At 44.6% G+C, this 23,635-nt stretch carries 8 protein-coding genes; 2 read left to right on the top strand and 6 right to left on the bottom strand.

The features are described 5' to 3' along the window. Positions 1-88 precede the first annotated feature (88 nt). Positions 89-12,619: a VCBS domain-containing protein gene (locus M4S28_RS21995; RefSeq protein ID WP_249632870.1), complete on the top strand. Its 12,531-nt coding sequence runs from the start codon at positions 89-91 to the stop codon at positions 12,617-12,619. A 233-nt stretch (positions 12,620-12,852) separates the two neighbouring features. On the opposite strand, the gene M4S28_RS21990 is transcribed toward M4S28_RS21995, so the two are convergent. From M4S28_RS21990 to M4S28_RS21965, 6 genes are all read right to left on the bottom strand, one after another. Then, positions 12,853-14,166: an HlyD family type I secretion periplasmic adaptor subunit gene (locus tag M4S28_RS21990; RefSeq protein WP_249632869.1), complete on the bottom strand. Its 1,314-nt coding sequence runs from the start codon at positions 14,164-14,166 to the stop codon at positions 12,853-12,855. Further along, a complete protein-coding gene (locus M4S28_RS21985) occupies positions 14,159-16,411 on the bottom strand; it encodes an ABC transporter transmembrane domain-containing protein (protein WP_249632868.1) in 2,253 nt (750 codons plus the stop codon). Before M4S28_RS21985 ends, M4S28_RS21990 begins: the two co-directional genes overlap by 8 nt. Next, positions 16,408-18,054, bottom strand: a complete 1,647-nt coding sequence (locus tag M4S28_RS21980; protein ID WP_249632867.1) for an ABC transporter transmembrane domain-containing protein — start codon at positions 18,052-18,054, stop codon at positions 16,408-16,410. The genes M4S28_RS21985 and M4S28_RS21980 overlap by 4 nt, the downstream gene beginning before the upstream one ends. Positions 18,055-18,206: 152 nt before the next feature. Next, positions 18,207-18,842 (bottom strand): CatB-related O-acetyltransferase, encoded by a 636-nt coding sequence (locus tag M4S28_RS21975; protein ID WP_249632866.1) that lies wholly within the window; start codon positions 18,840-18,842, stop codon positions 18,207-18,209. A gap of 446 nt (positions 18,843-19,288) precedes the next feature. Further along, positions 19,289-20,344 (bottom strand): NADH:flavin oxidoreductase, encoded by a 1,056-nt coding sequence (locus M4S28_RS21970; RefSeq protein WP_249633758.1) that lies wholly within the window; start codon positions 20,342-20,344, stop codon positions 19,289-19,291. A 353-nt stretch (positions 20,345-20,697) separates the two neighbouring features. After that, positions 20,698-21,333 carry an SDR family oxidoreductase gene (locus M4S28_RS21965; RefSeq protein ID WP_249632865.1) on the bottom strand — a complete coding sequence of 212 codons (636 nt, stop codon included), beginning with the start codon at positions 21,331-21,333 and terminating at the stop codon, positions 20,698-20,700. A 231-nt stretch (positions 21,334-21,564) separates the two neighbouring features. Between M4S28_RS21965 and M4S28_RS21960 the strand changes: the two genes are divergently transcribed. Further along, positions 21,565-23,511 (top strand): winged helix-turn-helix domain-containing protein, encoded by a 1,947-nt coding sequence (locus M4S28_RS21960; protein ID WP_249632864.1) that lies wholly within the window; start codon positions 21,565-21,567, stop codon positions 23,509-23,511. Positions 23,512-23,635: the final 124 nt, after the last annotated feature.

Raw genomic sequence — 23,635 nt, 5'->3', positions numbered from 1 at the left:
TTCTTTAAAAATTATCCAATTAGCTAGCGAAACCTCTATCTGTGTATTTTACTTAAAATAGTGCAACCACGATTCACGGATGATAAAAATGGCTAACAAAAAAAACGTCGAAGCAAACAAGAAAAATACAGAAACCAAAAATAAGAAAAGTAACGAGCTAGAACAAAAGAAACCAACACAAAAAAAGAAGCTCAGACTGCATTCACACTTAAAAGTTAATATCCCACTTTTTCAATCACTCATGATGATTTTGCCATCATTGGCTAAACACGCTGCTGCCGAGAGTATAGACAATTCCAGCGGTGCTGCAGATCAAGTAACCGCAAATAGCGTGACCGAAAAAGACGTCACCGATGACCATACAACAGCGGACTCATCAGCGGTTGCTCTCCAAGAAGCTCAGACGAGTGACAGCGACGTAAACGCCACCTTAAGTGCAAGTCATCCCCCCCATGGTTCGAGCTCTCACTTGGTTCCTTCTCATCATTTGTCGACGCTTTCTCACCCGCAAGTCCATTACATTCCTTCGGTATCGATGCCGACTATCTCCTCAGGAAGTAACGGTCAGCCGACTCATTCGAATGCTCCTACGACGCCCGCTTTACCCGTCACCTTCATGCCAGAAGTTATAAAAGGTACATACGGAGAGCTTCATGTTGATGCCAATGGTCAATACACATTCGTATTGAATCCAAATTCTCCTCAATACATCCTGTTAAATCAGCACCAACCAGGTACTGACCATTTTGCGTTACATCTATCTAATGGCTCGAGCATCATTGTTCAGATACCGGTAACCGGTAAGCAAGACACGCCAAGTATTTCTGGAGACCTAACAGGTGTCGTAACAGAAGATCACAATATTGATTCACAAGGCTTGTTACATGCCAACGGTAAAATTGATGTCATAGACCCTGATCAAAATGAAAGTTCGGTGAAGCCGGAAGTTATCTCAGGTAAATATGGTTCATTAACCATCGACGCTGATGGACATTGGCAGTATCAAGTTGATAACTCTCTTTCGAATGTTCAAGCGCTAACCGCAGCCACTTCATTGCACGAAAACTTCACTATTCACACCAAAGATGGAACGCCACAAACCATTGATATGACAATTGGCGGGAACGACGACAATGCCATCATCACAGGCATGGATGCTGGCACTGTAACTGAAGATTTGACAATGCAAGTTCAAGGACAGCTTTCGGTAACGGACTCTGATCTTGGAGAAGACCACTTTCAAGCCTCACAAGTGACTAGTAATTTCGGTATGCTAAGCATCACAAAAGACGGTGCATGGACATACAATTTAGATAACAATAACCCTGTAGTTCAAGGGCTTGGCCAAGGCTCGACTGCGACAGACATCGTTACTGTTTACTCTGCCGATGGCACAGCACATCAAGTTACGGTCACTATTAATGGCACCAACGATAAGCCGGTGTTAAACCACATCAGCAGCCAAACCGTAAATGAAGGTGACCCACAAATCACAGGGCAAATCACCTCCACAGATATTGACCATGGGGATACAGCTACTTACTCGTCACCTCTGACCCAACCTGGCTTTACGTTAAATCCAGATGGCTCATACGTCATTGACCCAACCGACCCTAGTTTTGAACATCTCGCGGTAGGCGAGCATCAAACGCTGATTATTCCAGTGATTGCGACGGACAATAATGGTGGCAACAGTGTTTCTCAGAATCTGATTATTCGTATCGATGGCACCAACGATAAGCCGGTGTTAAACCACATCAACAGCCAAACGGTGAATGAAGGCGACCCACAAATCACGGGGCAAATCACCTCAACGGATGTAGACCATGGGGATACAGCTACCTATAGCTCGCCACTGACTCAACCGGGCTTTACGTTAAATCCAGATGGCTCATACGTGATTGACCCAACGGATCCTAGTTTTAATCATTTAGCCGTAGGTGAGCATCAAACGCTGATTATCCCTGTGATTGCGACGGACAATAATGGTGGCAACAGTGTTTCTCAGAATCTGATTATTCGTATCGATGGCACCAACGATAAGCCGGTGTTAAACCACATCAGCAGCCAAACCGTGAATGAAGGTGATCCACAAATTACCGGTCAAATTACCGCAACGGATATTGACCATGGGGATACCGCGACTTACTCGTCACCTCTGACCCAACCGGGCTTTACGTTAAATCCAGATGGCTCATACGTCATTAACCCAACCGACCCTAGTTTTAATCATTTAGCCGTGGGTGAGCATCAAACGCTGATTATTCCGGTGATTGCGACAGACAATAATGGTGGCAACAGTGTTTCTCAGAACCTAATCATTCGTATCGATGGCACCAACGATAAGCCGGTGTTAAACCACATCAGCAGCCAAACCGTGAATGAAGGTGATCCACAAATCACAGGGCAAATCACCTCCACAGATATTGACCATGGGGATACCGCGACTTACTCGTCACCTCTGATCCAACCTGGCTTTACGTTAAATCCAGATGGCTCATACGTTATTGACCCAACGGATCCAAGTTTTAATCATTTAGCCGTGGGTGAGCATCAAACGCTGATTATTCCAGTGATTGCGACGGACAATAATGGTGGCAACAGTGTTTCTCAGAATCTGATTATTCGTATCGATGGCACCAACGATAAGCCGGTGTTAAACCACATCAGCAGCCAAACCGTGAATGAAGGTGATCCACAAATTACCGGTCAAATTACCGCAACGGATATTGACCATGGGGATACCGCGACTTACTCGTCACCTCTGACCCAACCGGGCTTTACGTTAAATCCAGATGGCTCATACGTCATTAACCCAACCGACCCTAGTTTTAACCATTTAGCCGTGGGTGAGCATCAAACGCTGATTATTCCAGTGATTGCGACAGACAATAATGGCGGGAACAGTGTTTCTCAGAACCTGATCATTCGTATCGATGGCACCAACGATAAGCCGGTGTTAAACCACATCAGCAGCCAAACGGTGAATGAAGGCGACCCACAAATCACAGGGCAAATCACCTCCACAGATATTGACCATGGGGATACAGCTACTTACTCGTCACCTCTGACCCAACCGGGCTTTACGTTAAATCCAGATGGCTCATACGTGATTGACCCAACGGATCCAAGTTTTAATCATTTAGCCGTGGGTGAGCATCAAACACTGATTATTCCGGTGATTGCCACGGACAATAATGGTGGCAACAGTGTTTCTCAGAATCTGATTATTCGTATCGATGGCACCAACGATAAGCCGGTGTTAAACCACATCAGCAGCCAAACCGTGAATGAAGGTGATCCACAAATTACCGGTCAAATTACCGCAACGGATATTGACCATGGGGATACCGCGACTTACTCGTCACCTCTGACCCAACCGGGCTTTACGTTAAATCCAGATGGCTCATACGTCATTAACCCAACCGACCCTAGTTTTAATCATTTAGCCGTGGGTGAGCATCAAACGCTGATTATTCCGGTGATTGCGACAGACAATAATGGTGGTAACAGTGTTTCTCAGAACCTAATCATTCGTATCGATGGCACCAACGATAAGCCGGTGTTAAACCACATCAGCAGCCAAACCGTAAATGAAGGTGACCCACAAATCACAGGGCAAATCACCTCCACAGATATTGACCATGGGGATACAGCTACTTACTCGTCACCTCTGACCCAACCTGGCTTTACGTTAAATCCAGATGGCTCATACGTCATTGACCCAACCGACCCTAGTTTTGAACATCTCGCGGTAGGCGAGCATCAAACGCTGATTATTCCAGTGATTGTCACGGACAATAATGGCAGCAACAGTGTTTCTCAGAACCTGATCATTCGTATCGATGGCACCAACGATAAGCCGGTGTTAAACCACATCAGCAGCCAAACGGTGAATGAAGGCGACCCACAAATCACGGGGCAAATCACCTCAACGGATGTAGACCATGGCGATACCGCGACTTACTCGTCGCCTCTAACCCAACCGGGCTTTACGTTAAATCCAGATGGCTCTTATACCATTGACCCAACCGATCCTAGTTTTGAACATCTCGCGGTAGGCGAGCATCAAACGCTGATTATTCCAGTGATTGCGACAGACAATAATGGTGGCAACAGTGTTTCTCAGAACCTGATTATTCGTATCGATGGCACCAATGATAAGCCGGTGTTAAACCACATCAGCAGCCAAACGGTGAATGAAGGCGACCCACAAATCACGGGGCAAATCACCTCAACGGATGTAGACCACGGAGACACGGTAACCTATAGCTCGCCACTGACTCAACCGGGCTTTACTTTCAATACAGATGGCTCATATACCGTTGACCCAACGGACCCTAGTTTTAATCATTTAGCGGTGGGCGAGCATCAAACGCTGATTATTCCCGTGATTGCCACGGACAATAATGGTGGCAACAGTGTTTCTCAGAATCTAATCATTCGTATCGATGGCACCAACGATAAGCCGGTGTTAAACCACATCAGCAGCCAAATGGTGAATGAAGGTGATCCACAAATTACCGGTCAAATTTCTTCCACGGATGTGGACCATGGAGACACGGGCACGTACAGCTCCCCACTCACCCAGCCCGGCTTTACTTTAAATCCAGATGGCACTTACGTTATTGACCCAACCGACCCAAGCTTTAATCATTTGGCGGTGGGTGAGCATCAAACGCTGATTATTCCAGTGATTGCGACAGATAATAATGGCGGGAACAGTGTTTCTCAGAACCTGGTTATTCGTATCGATGGCACCAATGATAAGCCTATCGTGTCATCATGGGCGCAACTACCTGATGGTGTTGAAGATAAAACCGTCATCATTAAAGAAGCGGATCTGTTAACACACGCAACCGATGTAGATACTAGCGATACACTTACCGTCACTCATCTACAAGCTGAACACGGCACAATAGTTGACAATAAAGATGGTACTTATACTTATTCGCCAGACAAAGACTATAACGGTGAAGTTCGTTTAACTTACCGTGTAGAAGATGGTCACGGTGGTCAAGTTGATACCCAAGCACGCTTTAATTTAGCCGCTGTTGCAGATACAGCAAAAATAGGTGGCCAAGACACAGCAACTCTAGAAGAATTTGGCGATCGTACTTCAGCTTTAGCCGATATGACAGATCACTCTCCAGATTATCAGCAAGAACACCAGAGTAAGTTGTTTAACCAGATTCTATCCGCTAAAGGCCACCTCACGATTACGGATCCAGATATTGGTGAAGCTGAATTTCAGTGGAAACCCACTATTAATGGACAGTATGGGCATTTATCGATTTGGGATAATGGCAACTGGGTTTATGAAGTGTCTGCAGGTAACTCTGCTGCGGGCAGAGCCATTGATCAATTAGGTGAAGGTGAAGAACTTACCGACACCATGACCGTTCACAGTAAAGACGGCACGCCACACGACATTGTGATTACCATTCACGGTGATAACGACCGTCCTTATTGCTCTTCTGAAGTTATCCTCAATGCAGGTACAGAAGATACTCGCCAAACAATTTCTGTCGCAGATTTACTTAAAAATACCGTAGATGTCGATCATAACGATGCTGGTTTAATGACTATTGAAAACCTGCGTGCCGACCACGGCTCTATTTCCATTAATAAAGATGGCAGCTTCTCATTTACACCAGAAAAAGACTACAACAGTGATGTGCACTTTACCTATGATGTAAAAGACGCACATGGTGGTGTAACCCATACCGGCGCGACAACTAACTTAGCTGCGGTGGGCGATGCAGCCATCATTACCGGCGATGATAAGGGAGATGTATCAGAGCATCAAAATCCAAATATGTCACCAGACTATGCCCAACCTGGTATGGCTAAAATATGGAATAACACGTTACATGAATCAGGACAGCTCTCTATCACCGATGCCGATGCAGGTGAAGCATCATTTGTTACCCATGGATCTGGTTATGGATATCATGGGCAACTCGGCAAGCTGCATATTACCGAACATGGTTTTTGGTCATATGTCGTTGACAATGCAAACTCACCTTCAGGTCGCACAATAGACGCACTTGGAGCGGGCGAAACACTTACCGATACCATTACGGTGCAAAGCAAAGACGGTACAACTCATGACATTGTCATTACTATTCATGGCGATAACGACAAACCTTATTGCTCATCAGAGGTTCGGTTTAGTAATGGTAGAGAAGATACAGCGCAAGTCCTCACGTTAAATCAGTTATTACAAAATACCGTTGATGTTGATGCTAATGATGCAGGTAAACTTACCATTGAAAATCTGCAAGCTGATCATGGCTCTATTGCTATAAATTCTGACGGTACATTTACATTTACACCAACAAAAGACTACAACGGTCCCGTGCATTTTACCTATGATGTTAAAGACGCACATGGCGGTGTAACACAGACTGGCGCCAACACAACGCTTGCAGCTGTACGAGATGCGGCACAAATTGGCGGGCAAGATACTGGCTCTGTTGATGAAGGTCACGGGCATTATTTTGATATGTCACCTGACTACGGTAAAAGCCAGTTAACATCCGAAGCGCTTTATGCTGATGGAAAACTGACGATTACTGACCCTGATGCTGGAGAGAATATATTTGATCCCAAAAGTGGCGGTTATGATTATCAAGGCCAGTATGGTCGAGTCAATTTACACCAAGATGGTACATGGCATTACATGGTTGATATTGGCCATAACGGTTTTACTAGCGGTACATCGACGACACCTGTTGGCACCACCATTGACCAACTAGGTGAAGGACAATCGTTAACAGACACCATTACTGTTTATTCTAAAGACGGTACATCACACGATATTGTCGTGACCATTCATGGCGATAACGATAAGCCCTATTGCTCTTCTGAAGTACAACTCAGTTCAGGCAAAGAAGATACCGCGCATATACTGACCTTAGCTCAATTATTGCAAAATACCGTCGACGTTGATGCCAACGATGTGGGTCAATTATCTATTGAGAATTTGCAAACTCGTCAAGGCTCTGTTGCGATAAATGGTGATGGCACCTTTACTTTTACCCCAAATCAAAATTATAACGGCGATGTGCATTTTACTTATGACGTGAAAGATGTTCATGGTGGCGTGACACATACCGGTGCTAACACCACTCTTGCTGCGGTTAGAGATGCTGCCATCATTAAAGGTACTGATACTGGCAGTATCACTGAAGATCACCATGTAGGACCAAGCTCTGCTCAAACCATAGCTGTTTCAGGCTCATTGAGGGTAACCGACCCTGATGCAGGGCAAGATCATTTTCGCTATACCCAGTTTGGTGAACAAGCTATTCATGATCCTTTTCATGGCAGTTTGCACATCACCCCACAAGGTGATTGGGGCTACTCAGTAAGTAACAGTGCCCTTCAATACCTTCATGAAGGCGATGTTGAGAATGTTGTGTATCGTGTTTACTCAGCTGATGGCACGTCACATGACATCACAATCACTGTGAAGGGCACTAATGATGCCCCTGTGCTTACAGCTCAGACACAGTCGGTTACCGAAGATGGCAGCGCACTTCAGGGGCAGATGCAGGCCACTGATGCCGATTACAATTCGCATCCACTTCTATCTTTTATCATTGTAAATCCTGTGGATGGTTTGACCTTTAATGCTGATGGCAGTTATAGCTTTGACCCGTCTCACGCTTCATATCAACATCTTGGTACAGGGCAGCAACAAACGATTACCATTGCAGTGACAGTGAAAGATGAAGTTAATGCAACGTCAACTCAAAATTTGACGATTACGGTGCATGGTTCGAATGATACTCCTACGGTGAGTGCTCCTGTTGTTCTTGCTTCAGGTACAGAAGATAACAATGTAGTCATTCAAGCAAAAGATTTGTTAGCCAATGCGTCGGATGTTGACCACAATGACCAAGGTCAACTCACTGTTGGCATGATTACGGCCGATCACGGAACTATCACTGATAATAAAGATGGAACATTTACCCTTCATCCCGATCCCAACTTCAATGGGCAAGTGTCACTTACCTATGATATTCAAGATGCTCATGGTGCCTCGGTATCTACTTCTGCCACAATAGATCTTGCTGCAGTTGCTGATGGCGCTATCATAGGCGGCGTTGATACTGGCAATATTATTGAAGACCATAATGTTAGCCATGACTCAACGCGATCAATTTGGGCCTCTGGCTCTCTTTCTATCACCGACCCCGATGCAGGTCAGGATCATTTCCGCTTTAGTCAGTTTGGTGAACACGCTATCCGCGACCCTTTCGGTGGTGCTTTACGAATGTCTACAGCCGGTAATTGGGGCTATGAAGTCGAAAATAGTCGCCTACAATCTCTTTCAGAAGGACAAGTCGAAAAAGTAATCTATCGTGTTCATTCAGTAGATGGCACGTCACATGATATTACTATCACGGTAACAGGCACCAACGATGCCCCAACGCTTACAACTCAAACTCAATCGGTTATCGAAGATGGCAGCACACTTCAAGGACAGATGCAGGCAACAGATGTTGACCATAATGCCCAGCTCTCGTTTAGTATTGCCAATCCGGTAGATGGCCTGACGTTCAATGCTGATGGCAGCTACTCATTCGACCCGTCACATCCATCATATCAACGTTTAAGTGCTGGTCAGGTTAAGATTCTCACTATCCCTATTACCGTAAAAGATGAGCACGGAGCTACGGATAGCGAAAGCTTGGTTATTCGTATAAGCGGTACTGACGACCTAGCAAAAGTATCCGTTTCAGACTTAGATATAACTGAAACAGAAGCTGCAGAAAGTGGTTTTGTGGGCGTTAATCATCATTCCGTCAATGGTGCGTTTCAAATTTCGGATATTGACTCAAGTAATACACATTTTAATTTTGATATGTATCACGGCGCGCACGGGTATGGAACATTAACTGTGTGGGAAGATGGTAGATATAACTTTACACTTGATTCTGCTGCTCAAAATCATCTCAATCTACACCTTGTTGAAGAGTTAAAACCTGGGGAGACTCTTACTGATGTATTCATGGTAAAAACCAGTGACGGACAAGTAAAACCAGTGCAGATAACAATTAACGGCGAGCAAGATGGCGCAACAATTGTTGATGCAATGCCACAATCGCTTCCATCGACTCAAAGTGTGCAGGAAGATCATGCAAGTACTTTTTATCCCAACATGTTGTATGCCGGTGGCCGATTGGTTGTGCATGATCTTGACCACGGAGAAAATCAGCTCCAAGAGCAAGATTTCACCACACCACATGGCGGTGTTGTCCATGTTTTTGCTGATGGACGTTGGAGTTATAAAGTCGATAATAGAGATCCCTCAATCCAGAGTTTAGCGGAAGGAGAATCTTTTGTTGAGAACATCGTTGTTACCTCAGTTGATGGCAGTGGGACTCATACCCTTTCTGTTACTGTCAATGGTACCAACGATAACCCTGTACTTGGCGTTACCCAAGCAACACATTCTACCGGAACACTGACAGAGACAGATGTAGATAAGTTAGACACCCACCAGTTTTCTGTCATGCAAGGCGCAGGTCAGTTCGGAACACTAACGGTCGATCCTCAGACAGGTGCATACACCTATTCACCCAACGGCTCTGTACAAGGCATGCATTATGACCCTCAACAAGGGCACTATATTGGGGATGATACCTTTGAGATAAAAGTGGTCGATAATCATGGCGGGGAATCCTCTCAATTTATCACCTTTGGCGCACAGGGCGTTGTATCTCCCCCAACAGGTACCACGAGGCCAGTAGTCACTTCGTTAGTGTCCTCACCAGCAACAGTAACGACTACAGCACCTGTCACTGCAACAAATCCTGCAGTATCTAATGTAGTCACTTTGGACCTTGCAAATAGTAGTGATACTGGTGATTCACAAACAGATAATCTGACCAAAGACACAACACCAACGATTGATGGCCATACCGATATACCATTCTCACAAGTCACTATCTACGATGGTGCTAAAAATGCGATTGGCCATGGAACCTCTGATGCTTCAGGGGATTTCTCAATAACAGTTTCTGCCATCGGCGATGGAGCTCATCACCTTACTGCCCGTGCGCTTGACCCATCAGCAGCTGCGTCAACAGTATCATCAGTGCTTGATATCACTGTTGATACCCAAGCAAATATTCGAGTAAACATGGTGCAAACGCCTGATGGTGACCATATCGATTCAATACAGTTGTATATGGGGCAAGATGTTACGCCGACCTCAATTCAACTGGTCGATGAACATGGCAATAGAGTCACTGTGGATACAACAGTGCACATGACACCACAAGCTAGTTCTCGAAATCCAGACCACAACTATATTACTTATAAAAACATTGATGTTTCAACGCTCAATGGCACGGTTCATATTGAAGTAGAGGGAGTAGATACGGCAGGTAATACGGCCCAAGACTCTGGAGCATCCCATACAGTCGAGGTACTTTCAGCTATTGGAGTGTCGCTTACAAACGATACAGGCACAGACACTTCTGACCACATCACCAATGATGGAACCTTATCTGTTAGTGGTCAGGGTCATGGAACTTCATTACAGTATTCCATAGATGGTGGTCACCATTGGCTAAGTAGTTTCACTCCTTCCCAAGGGTTAAATACCGTTGAAGTACGTCAGATTTCGCCAACGGGAAGTACCTCCACAAGCGCTAGCTTAACCTTTACCTTAGATAATCAGGCTTTAGCACCAACGGTGTCGTTGGCAAGTGATACTGGTTCAAGTCAAACCGACTTACTTACCAATAATGGCGCGCTAACCATTTCAGGTACAGAAGCAAATGCGGTTGTCGAATACTCTATCGATAACGGACAGAATTGGAGTAGTAATTTTGCCCCTTCTGAAGGCGTGAACAATGTTCAAGTACGCCAGACCGATAGTGCTGGCAATGTTTCGCCATCTTCTACAATTTCCTACACTTTGGATACACAAGCAGATATTCGCGTTAACATGGTTCGAACTCCTGTGGGCAATACGATCGATATGTTTGAACTCTATGGTGCAAAAGATGTAGAGATCACATCACTTACCATTGTAGATGAACATGGAACTCGATTGTCTATAGACCCTTCATCACGTGCAATGGTTTCAGCTAGTACTAATAATCCTGATCATCAATACACGAGTTTCAAAAATGTTGACGTTTCTAGCTTGAGCGGTCATCTTCATATTGAAGTTGATGGGGTCGATGCGGCGGGTAATATCGTTCAGGATCACTCTGCTGCACATGCTGTCGACAAAGCTCCATTAGTCGTAAATAGTGTTACTCTAGATCTGCAGTCAACCAGTGATACTGGTACTTCTAATACAGACGATCTTACCAATGATGTTACACCGACATTAGCAGGTGTTACTGGAATTGCTCATTCAACAGTCGTCATCTATGACTCTTCACACCATCAGATTGGCACAGTTAAATCAGACAGTTCGGGGCATTTTTCTGTAACTCTCCCTGCTCAAGGTGATGGAGACCATCACTTTACTGCAGAAGCAACAGCTCCGACAGCAACCGGACCTGTGACCTCATCAGCTCTTGATGTCACCATTGATACGCAAGCTGATATTAGTGTGCATATGGTTGATACACCTAATGGCGATGTTATTGAGAATTTACAGTTATACATGGCAAAAGATGTCACTCCGACAGCTATCAAGCTTGTTGATGAAAATGGAAATTCCGTGACGGTTGATCCATCAATTCATCTTCCTTCTATGGCAAGCGGGAAAAACCCTGATCACAATTACGTCACTTACAAAGATATTGATATTACTACTTTGGCTGGGCATATTCATGTTGAAGTTGATGGCATCGATGCGGCGGGTAATATTGTTCAGGATCACTCTGGGAAGTATGGTGGTGTGGACAAGGCGCCCGTTATGTTACCTACAGGACCAGTGGTTCAGCAACAACATGTGACAGGTGGAACCGGTGTGACAATTCATTCTACCGATACGCACGGTGGATTTGCTCTTAATCAATACGGCGGGGCAGATATTCGTTCACCTTATGGAACTGCACATATTGATGAGCATTCAGGCCATGTCAGCTTTCGACCTATTGGTACAGGTAATCCCCATACAGCCCACCACGGTCACTTTGAGATTTTTCAACATGGGCAGCATGTAGCAGATGTTGATGTCACTAGCTATAACCATAATCATCAACCGTCTCAAATAACGGTAACTCCTGTTGGGCCTCCACCGCCTCCTCCTACTCCGGGAACTGTCCAACACGATGAGCCAGATCCATTTGCCGACTCAGAAGTCATGATCAGCGAGAGTGATAATAGTCATCTGGATTTAACTAAGCTCGCTCACCAAGAACCAGACCCGAAACCCAGCCACCATGGTGCCGCTGCTTATCTGGATGCATTGGGTATTAAGCCCGATGCGGCATCGACAACTGTTCACGATCAACCTGCGGACATGGACATCGTACTTGCACAAGTCGACCAACAAGATGCAACGACACATGACCAAGCACGCTTAGATATGTCAGATGCACTTGAACACCATGATACGAACGTCAACCATGACCAAGACGAAGAGCATCACCACCATGATATCGATGGATTACCGGACATAGATCCTAACTCATAACTCAAAATATCAATTACTTATCGCCTAACGGTTAGTGCTTAGTGCTTAGTGCTTGAAACTTACCGCTTAAACTCTAAGCAAACACAATCGGGAGCATTACTTGCTCCTGATTTTTCTCGCTAAACAACATACAAAACAGAGAATATGAAAACCAAAAAGGGAGCACATGATGTGCTCCCTTTTATACTTTTCTATTTTCTTATTCGTATACTCTCATCGACTAGTTAAAGTAGCTACCTTTCACCAAATGCGACGCTCACGTTCGTGTAAATTGGCTTCCACAGGTATTGGAAAACGGACTTCTCACCGGTTGTAATATCTACCTCGCCCGTCATACCTGGCAAGATAGAAAAGCTCTCCGGATTATCACGGAAATAAGGAACATCCACCGAGACGACTACTTCATAATAGATTTCACCGCGTTCGCTTTGACTTGTGGTCGGTGAAATACTCTCAACCGCCCCTTTTAGCGCCCCAAAGCGGCTGTAATCAAACGCATCAATCTTGATACGAGTCGGCTGCCCTAGACTCACAAAACCAATATCTCTTGGTGATAAACGGGCTTTAAAGTCGGCTTTCCCACCAACAGGAACAATTTCAACCACTGTCCCACCCGGCTGAATAACGCCTCCGTTTTGTGTACTTGGCAAGCTTTGCACCAAACCTTGTAGCGGCGACACTAACATGGTGTTGGTCAACTTTGCTTGGCTTGAACGAACTCTGGCATTCAATGCAGATAAATCAGATACGGCTTTAGAACGATCATCGCTCACTTTAGCTTTTGCCTCCGCAAGAAGTTGTATGATTTTTTGATCATTACTGTCAGCTTGTCTAATCAATACCGACTTCTTGCCACGAGCTTCTTCAATTTTCTGCTCAATACTGGCCAGTTTTTGACGTATTTCAAGCACACGTAAGCGTGAAATATTGCCCGATTTATAACCCTTTTCTAGTATGTTCAACTCTTGCTTAGTCGCATTCAATTCTTTCTCATAACTAGGTAAGGCCCTTTCCACGCTACGAAGCTGCTCTGCAATTTGCTCGCTCTCTTTCTCAAGCACCACTCGCTTTTGGAAGTAGAGGGCTTTTTGCGCGTTCAGCTGCGCTTTTTGTTGGCTGACGATCTCTGGGTAATCGACCTCAAACTCAGCAAGGTTAGGCTCACGCTGCTCAAGCAGCGCATTCATACGTTCCACACTGGCTAGAAGCGTCACTTGTTGGGACTTTAGCTCTTCAAGGGCGGTACGCTGAAAAGTGGCATCAAACTCAACAAGCGGCTGGCCTTTCTCTACCAACTGGCCTTCTTTAACGAGAATTTGCTTTAACTTACCGCCAATCGCGCTTTGTAATACTTGCTTCTCGCCTTCCGGAATCACAGCACCTTTGGCTTTGGCGATTTCATCAACTTGAGTGACTACAGACCAAGTAGCAAAAGCAATAACACATAAGGCAACCGACCATGTGGCCAGCGCCAATGTACGAGCCGTATTTTGTGATTCAACAAGTTCACCGTAGCGCTTGCCCTTCTCGATAGATTGTTTAGTCATTAGCGACTCCTTGCTTAGACTTTGATTGTTCTTGTTGGGCTGCATTTTGTTGAGCAGACGCCTCTTGAGTTGACGGCTGTAGCTCTTGAGATAACTGTTGCTCAGATAACTGCGGTTCTTGAGAAGCTTGAGGCTCTGAAGGCTGTTCCTGCTTCGAAGACTGCTCCGGCTCTAATGGACCGGCATAAACCACTGCACCTTCATTTAATACCACAACTTTATCGGCAAGCTTGATTAAATCCGGATCGTGGGACGTGTAGATCACGGTTGCTTTTCCTTTTTTCGACTGCACAAACTCACCAAATATACGTTTAGCATTTGGGTGAGCATCCGGCACAGGATTATCCATTAAGAACATAGGGTAGTCATAAACCAGCGCTTTCGCGTCAATGAGGATCTGCGCGACGCTGCCAGACAACATGTCAAAAAGGCTGTCCGGCTGAATACTGCTGATGGAAGTATCGAGCCCACCGGATAATGTCTCGAACCAACGTTTTCCGCCCACCATTTCAATTGCAGAGATCATTTTCTGATCTTCGACTTTATGACCGTCGTTTAGCCACTCTCGAATACTCAGCGTGAGCAAATCAGGATACGCTGCTCGAATGAAGCACCAGTGGCGATAAAGTTGCGGATCGTATTGAACGAGGTTAACGCCTTCAAGCTCGACCATGCCGTTTTGGATAGCCTGTAAGCCAGACAACACTTCGATCAATGTTGATTTACCACTCCCAGAAGGACCAGTAATTGCGACAATTTCACCCGCTTCAATATCAAAACTCACACCACTCAATGCAGGACGACTTTGCTTCGGATAACGTAGAGTCACTTGGTCTAATTTCAAGTTAGGCGCTACTGTCGGCAACGGGTGATGCTGGTAACTGAACTCTCGCTCGGACGGCTGAGACAAAATACGGTTCACTTGCAGCTTGGATTGATTAAAGCTATTAAAACGCATCGCACTGTTTGCCAACACCTGAGCAGGGCCAGTCACCTTAGATATCAACATCATTGAAGCAATCAAACCACCGGGTGTCATCACTTGTTCAAAAATAAGTCCTATGCCTAGCCCCATCACAGCTATTGTAGACCCCACACCAATGAAGTAGTAAATCGAGGTGTACCGACTCTGGAGAACCGATTGATTAAAGGTCACTGTTGAAGCAAGAAGATTGGCCTTTTTGAAGCGTTGAATCCAGTGCTCTGAGAATCCAGCACTGCGAATAAAGGCAAGCTTGGATGACAGCTCATTAGTCATGTTTTGACGATTTGTACCTGCCACTGTCGATTGCATTGAGCGCTTGCTGCTAGAGCGTATCGAGCGTTTTGCTAGCAAGTAATAAAGGATTAAAGAGACCACTGGAACCAGTACCAACCATCCGCCTAAAACACCTATCGCAAGTACAAAAATAAGAATGAATGGCAGATCAAACAGCGCATTTCCTAATGGCCCAGATAGCACTCCTGAAATACGCTCTGACAGCATCACTTGGTTTTGCTGACTAGACGAGGCTGTTTGCTGATTTTGAGCATAGCTATTTCGAAGTAGACGCTGCACAAGAGATTGAGATATCTCACGACTTACTCGGTTGGAAACTGAAGCAAACACTCGGCTACGCAATGTTCTCAACCAACCCATCATCACAAACAACAACGCCGCGCCAATGGCGATACCTTGCAGCTCATGCCCTGCATCACCACCAATCACATGGTCATAAATCGACATCGTGATGAAAGGAACGGCAAGCGCAAATAAGTTAGTGATAAAACTGACTAGCAGTAATTTAGGAATAATGGGGCGAAACGCATGTAGCCGTTCGCCAACCCAATCAGGAGAAGCCTTCTCTAGTGGTGGACCTTCGATAACAATACAAAACTGTGGGATCTGGGTAATGTCTTCATTGGTATCAAAAGCAAAAAACTGTTTCGATTCTATATGACCAGAGACCAACTCATGTTCACCAAGCACCAGTAATACGAGTTTGTGTTCGCCAACTTCATCTAGGTTGGCAACCAAGCGATAGGGCAATGCAAGCCTGTCGAACATGGCAAACATATCGTCTATTGATTCAATGCCATTCTCATCGACCCATTGATGTGCGAACAACTGGATATTCGCATTCACTTCCAACTGCTTAAGAACGGATAGACTCTCGGTTTCTAAATGATTCATCACCTCTTGTCGACCGCTGGTATCTGCACGGTGGCGCGTACCTGAAGGGTTACTAGCATCAATACGATTCATACGAAGGCCTCCTGCTTGATCTCACTTTCTTCGGCAATAGCTCGACTTTCCACCGTAATGATTCGATTAGCTAATTCGCGAAGTTTCGAATGGTAGCTCACCATTAGTATCGTGCGTCCTGCCGTCACTTCTTCTTCCAACACCTTAGATAGATTCCCAAGGGCGTCTAAATCAAGTGAAGAATCCGGCCTTTCCAACATGATTATGGGTTTATCACTTGCCAATTGAGCCGCGATGTTGAGCATTTTCACGTTACCCATACTCAACAAAGAAGCACTCGTATGGCCAATTTGTGTCTCTAGTCCATCGGGTAATCGAGTAATCTCTTTGGTTAAACCCAAACGCTTTGCATAGTCACTGGCGCTTTGCGTTTTCTCGGGGTCAAACCCGCACAAGTTGTCGAGAATAGTACCCGACACCAACTGCCCTTTAACGCCACAGTAGGCCGCAATATTGGTTACGGATGCGATTGAAACTGCAGCTCCGTTAATGAAGCACTCACCCGCTTTTAGATCATCAATACCGGCAATCGACGACAATAAATGACTGTTGGTGTGGCGATCCTCACTCTCTAACAATACCAACTCACCTTTATTCAATGTGACATCTACATGAGCGAGTTCACCGTATCTTTCAACGGTCGCTTGCTTGATTTCCAACGTCTCAAAGTCAGATAAGTGGCTCTCAGCTTGCTCAGAATCTGAAGATTCCGATAGTGATAAGTCACTCAATTTTTCTATTGCCTGATTGGCACTGTGTATTGAATTAAGCTTGATTCGAACTCCCACTAAAGCACTCAAAGGCGCAACCGCTCTGCCAGATAAAATAGAACATGCCGCCAAGCCACCAGTAGTTAACTGACCATCCAACACCCATAAGCTGCCAGTGATCACGAGTAAAACTGACGTCGCTAATGCGGCAAGTTGAATACATTCTTGGGCGAAGGCGTTTTGTTCCTCTTCTCTCGCTTTCGACTGAGAGCGAACATTATTGAGGGATTTAAACTGATTGAAGATTCGAGACTCAACAGCCTGACGTTTGATTCCCTGAATGGTTTGGCTTAGCAAAATCAAGAACGCTTTTCGCTCCTGATCATCTTGAGAAGCTTCTTCACTTAGGCTTTTAACGCGAACCGAAGATAACCAAACAATACCGAGTGTAATCAGCCAAACTGCCAAAGGTATCGCCACTAGCTCTCCGCCGATGTAAGCCACCAAGCCCAAGAAGATCAATGCAAAAGGCAAATCAATAAAGCCTGCAATCACACCACCGGAATACCAATCTTTGACTTTTGATACTGAGCCCAGCCCCTCTTCCACGCCGCCAACACCAATGTGGCGGAGATGGCCTGATGAAGCCGTTGTTACTCTTTCAACCAAGGTTTGATAGGTCGCTTTCTCGGTATTGCTGGCCGCGGCTGACAAAAGCCAAGTACGCACAAACCTGATCAATGCTTCCATGGCAACAGCCAACGCTGCGCCCGCCAACAACAAAGTGGCAGTACCGTAACTTTGGTTAGGTAAAATACGATCGTAAATTTGTAAAACCGTTAACGGAACGGCGAGAGAGAGGAGATTTATGAGTAAAGAAGGCAGTAGGACTTTTCCTACCACCCCTTTGTTTTTCATTGAACTTGCGGGCATACACAATCCTTATCCATGCTTATGAAATAAGATTGGTACACCATGTTGAGTATTGCAAGGTAACGGACTGATTTAACGTGTTTTTCAATATAAATAAGACACAGATCTTTCTACACAAATCTGTGGCTATACCTATACCTTAAAAACGCTCCTTACAAACAGTTGTCGTAATCCGTTATCGCCTGCTTTAACTTTGAAAAGTCTGAGTTACATAAATACGGTTTCAGCGCTTCAAATTTATCTGAGGGCCACTCGTATATTTTGAATGAAATGAGCTCGTCAATAACGGACTCATCAAAGCGGTATTTGACGACTTTAGCTGGTGAACCACCGACAACGCTGTATGGAGCGACGTCTTTAGTCACCACACTATTCGCTGCAACCACAGCGCCTTCGCCAATCGTAACGCCGGGCATCACCATCGCTCGCATGCCTAACCACACCCCATCTTCAATATGGGTATCGCCTTTGCCGATATAGGCGTCGTCGATAACATCCATAAATGGATACAGTGAAAACCAATCAACTCTGTGTGTATGGTTACCGCCCATCAAAATCACAACCTCTGCACCAATACAGACATAGTCACCAATATAGAGTTCGTCGATTTCCCATCGAGGCTCCCACTGGCGGCTAACTTCGTCACCATGTAAATAACGCACTACCGATTGTTCGAAGCCATTATCCCAGCAATCGCTGTAATAACTGTGTTGACCTTTTACGTGAATATTTGGGTTGGTTACGACTTCATGCAGCAACTCGAATTTGGACCAATGCTTCTTTTGCATTTTTACCTCTGAATGATCTATTTAGTTTTATTCGTTTAAATATCAATATATTCGACAATACAGATCTAACTCGTACAACTTCGCTGATGCAGCAGCACTTGGTGCTCGGATACATCAATAGTGTAGTCACAGTTAAAATAATCGTAATGTCGCTGAAACTAAAAAGGCGTCAGTGGATTCGAGGTTGCTTTAAGAGAGGGAGTAATTTCACAATATGCTCGGTTTTTTTACGATAACTTGTTTAAAATAGCTTGTTACAATAGCTTAGTTAGAAAGCTCATTGATGTATTGTATCCGTTTATATGTATCAATTTGACAGAGGAATGTGATAAATAAGGTTTCATATATCGCTTTGTCGAATAAAAAAACAAGCCTGAACTTGTGGTATTACACAGGCTCAGGCTTGTTTATAAACTTAGGCTTACACTTGGATTTAGGATCAGCGGCTACATGCGAGCAAGTTGTACTTTTCTGTCTTTATTCACCACGCAGAAGTTACCGCGCTTGGTACGACACTTAGAGCATCGTTCACATTCTACAGGGCTTCTATCACCTTCCTTCCAACGCTTAACTAAATTAGGTTCAGAAAGCAAAGGTCGTGAAAGCGCGAAGTATTCAATGCCCGTGTTGTTCGCGATAGCTTGAATGGCATCATAATCGGTTAAGCCACCAACCGTGATAACTGGGATATTAACGTCTTGGCTGATCGCGTGACCATATTCATGGAAGTAGCCTTCAGCTTGAATGGTAAAGCCATCGTGAGATTCACCAATCATGGTGTCGGCTTTGCCATGAATATTGCCAGAAACCACAATGCCGTCCACGCCCACTTGTTCTAGCTTTTTACAAGCTAAACGAGTTTCATCAAAGGTTACACCACCCTCAAAAAACTCAGAAGCGGTGAGCTTAACCAAGATAGTAAAATCGTCGCCAACTAACTTACGAGTCGCAATATAGATCTCTAACAAGAGTCTCATGCGATTCTCTAAGCTACCGCCGTATTCATCTTCACGTTGGTTGTAATACGGGCTTAAGAATTGGTTAATCAGGTAGGTGTGAGCGGCATGAATTTCGACGCCATCAAAGCCTGACTTCTGTGCTCTTAATGACGCTTGAGCAAAGGCATCAACAATGTAGTCGATCTCGTCTTTGGTCATCGCTTTACCCAGTGTTTGAGTTCCTTTTTCTGGTACTTCACTTGGTGCGTAGATCACTCGTTCGCCAAGATCATACGTGGTTTTCGTGCCGCCATAAGCCAATTGCATCACGATTTTAGAGCCGTTGTCGTGCACCAATTGAGTTAGCTTCTGATACTCTTCAATGAATGAGTCGTTATACATCCCCATCATGCCCGCGTTAGGCTTTTCTTCTTCAACGATGTTCGCATAACCCGTCACGATCAGGCCGACTTCACCTTGAGCCAATTCTTCATAGATAGCGTAAAGTTTATCTGTCATATGGCCATCTTCAGTGGCCATATTTTCCCACGTTGCACTTCTCACGAAGCGATTCTTTAGTGTCATCTTGCCAATGTGGGTTTCTGTAAACAAAGTGCTCAAGTGTCTTCCTCTCAAAATCATGTTACGCGAGTTACCCCATTAAGCATGGGCACTGATTCAGGCGGATACTACAGAGAATAAACTAGGGGAAACTTAATCTAGATTAAGAGAGCGCCACTCTAATACGAGAAAAAGACCGAAAGAGATAATTAAGGATGAGAAAAACAGGAATTAGAGAAAAATGAGGAAGCAAACAAAAGCCGCTTAGTTTAGCTAAACGACCTCTGGGATTTATAAGCTTATAGATTTATAGCTTTATAGAGTGAAGACTTTAGCAAAAATCAGATTTAACGACGTTATCCATATTGAACGGTAGGATCAACACACTGATAGATCTGCCCAATGCTCGCTTCATTGGTTAACAAGGCTTCGATAAGACGCGCCACTTCTTGTCTGTAGATCACACCATGGACTTCGACCTGCTGGGATAGCTCACCGTTGCCAGTCTCCTCGCCATCTAACAAACCACCCGGACGTAAAATAGTGTAATCCAGAGAGCTCGATGTTAACCAAGCTTCAGCCAAGGATTTTTCTCGAACCGCTGCGCCAAACCCTTTTCTAGAACGCTCCGACAAATGCTGCCACGAGTCACCACACCCCAACGACGTTACCAGTACAAATCGAGCGATACCATTGGCTTCAAGCGCATCAGTCAGATGTCGGTGTCCAATGTAATCAACGGGAACGTCAGCTCTGAAGCTGCCCATACTAGAAACGACCAGTGCCGATTTAGGTAACTGAGCGACCACAGATTCAACTTGTTCTTTATCGGTAGCATCACAACGCAGTGTCATGATACCAAGTTCAGCTAAGCGCGTGTTCTTCTCTGGGTTTCTCGCAATCGCTATTACTTGATAATCTTGTTTGTGAAAATGCTCAACAATTGCAGCACCCAGTCCACTTCCTGCTCCCCATACAACGACCGTACTCATAAAAAACCTCATAATATTCATGTTGTAGTGATACTAACCAGACAATCTAAACCGTTCCTTTATCGAGATCAACAAATGCGAATAAGTCTCAATATTATTTTTATTTTTTTGCTGGCTCTCACTAATCCGCTCAAAAGCACGACCACTTATCATAATTAGACATTGGTTAATTGAATTGCCCAAACATGTCTACTAAAGTAATTTTAATACAATGACTTAGTCTCGGTGGTTATGAAAAAAGAACGCATTCAATACTCTTTCGACGTGTGGTTATTTATTCCTGATGAAGACAAACTCATCATGAATGATGAAGACGTGATCATCGACAATCGCTTGTCCAAGCTACTCAACTTTTTCTGCCAAAATCCTAAGATCGTATTCTCACGAGATGAGCTGATTAATGAAGTCTGGAATGGCTCAATCTTGACGGATCAGGTGATCACGCAAGCCATTTTTGAACTGCGCAAAATACTCAAAGCGGCTGAACGACATTCAATGGGACACATCATCACCGTGCCCAAACGCGGTTATAAACTGGATGTTGATGTCCACAAAACCATCTTAGTACCTGTAAGTGTCACCACAAATACCGTGTCAGTTGCAGACATGAATCATGCACCTAATGCTTTTGGTTCCTTTCCTTCAACTCAATCAGACGCACCAGATACATCGCCAGTTTTGGATGAGGATAAAAAACAACAAGTTGAACCAAAAGCAGAATCGGTTACTGGTGAGAACCTAATAAGCGATCAAGGCTCAGAGGCCAAAACCGTACTCGAAGAATCTGAAGAGAGTTCAATCGATGCAACCTCAGAAAAACCTGCTTCACAAGAGCCTATTCAGCCTGTTGATCCGCAACCTAGCGCTTCGAAACCTAGCGATCCACAACCTAGCGATTCGGGCTATGTCGATCCAAGCCATACCAATTCGAGTACAGCACAGTCCGTTCAACAACCACTTGTAAATAAGACGGCTAACGACAAACAAGCGCCTATCGCAGAAAATAAACCTCAGAAAAGAACGTCTCGTGCTGTGATATTTGGGGGCGCTATAGTTATTGCGCTTGGACTTATTTGGTGGACGTTAAAACCGACCAGCCCTACATCGGACGCCTTCGATTTGAGCAGTTTAAATACCGCCGCTAATGAATCAAACCAACCACTCGCTGACTCAAATCAATCAACGGAACAAAGTCGTCTTAATCAAACAGCAGACAGTCAAAACCTAGATGCCCACAAAGCACACGAATCTGTGCACTACTTATCTTTAGAACCTAGATACATCTACGTAAGTATCGATGACAACTTGAAGACGGATGCCTTTAAGCGTGGGATCATTCATAAATTAATGAGCTACTTGACCACCTATCGCGATTTTCGTGTCGTAGTCGATGAAACCTTGGTGCCGAATTCAGCCAACGTGATCAGTTTCAAGAGTGAAATTGATGGTGACAGAGAATACCTTGATATCACCTACTTCAACCGAATTTCTAACTTCAGACACCTAGGTCGAGATTACCTGATTGACCCGGCTTCACTCCACACGACCATGCGTTCAATGCTCGATGATCTATTGGATTCATTTAATTTGGATATTCAAAAATCGATATTGAAGCAGCAAATCTCTGAGTTACCCAAACAAGAAGAAGCCTTAAAGCTCACCCTTGAAGCGCTCGGGCTCACCTTCATGACGTTAGACAGAACCGACACCTTGTCTAAGATCGCCCAAGCCAATGAGCTAGAACCCGACAACCACTTCGTTATGTCGAACCGTTACATGTATGAGCTTGCCGACATTTTTATAATGAGATCGAAGAATAAGAATAAGCAGGTTGAAGCGCTCAATAAGAAATTCAAAAAACAGTTACTCAATGCTCAGAACAATGCTAACTCTTATCGAGTCTATGACGCGTTAGCAGCCTACTTCCTCACTGAAGATAACCCTGACCAAGCCGAATACTATCTGAGCTTGATTCCGAGGAATGAATACAGTGTGATGTCTATGATTATCTTGGCAAAAATAGAAGAATCTCAAGGCAACCCTTCAATGGCGGAAGAGTATTACTATGAAGCGATATTAGAATCTGGCCACCCTGTGGTTTTGAAAGTCGCTCAAACACTGTTTTTCAAAAGTAACATCACCGAGATTGAATCCAAACTGGGTATCACCAATGATTAACAGCTCTTAACTATTAACTATAGCCTATTAGCCGTTAGCTATTAATATAGCAAACACACCGCTTACTCAGGCGGTGTGTTTTTGGGTTCTCACAAAAATCAGTAATCGTTAATCGCTCAATCGT

The sequence above is a fragment of the Vibrio sp. J383 genome, from assembly GCF_023503985.1.
Lineage (GTDB): Bacteria > Pseudomonadota > Gammaproteobacteria > Enterobacterales > Vibrionaceae > Vibrio > Vibrio splendidus.
The sequence above is the reverse complement of the archived record's forward strand: the minus strand, read 5'-3'. Positions and strand labels throughout refer to the sequence as shown.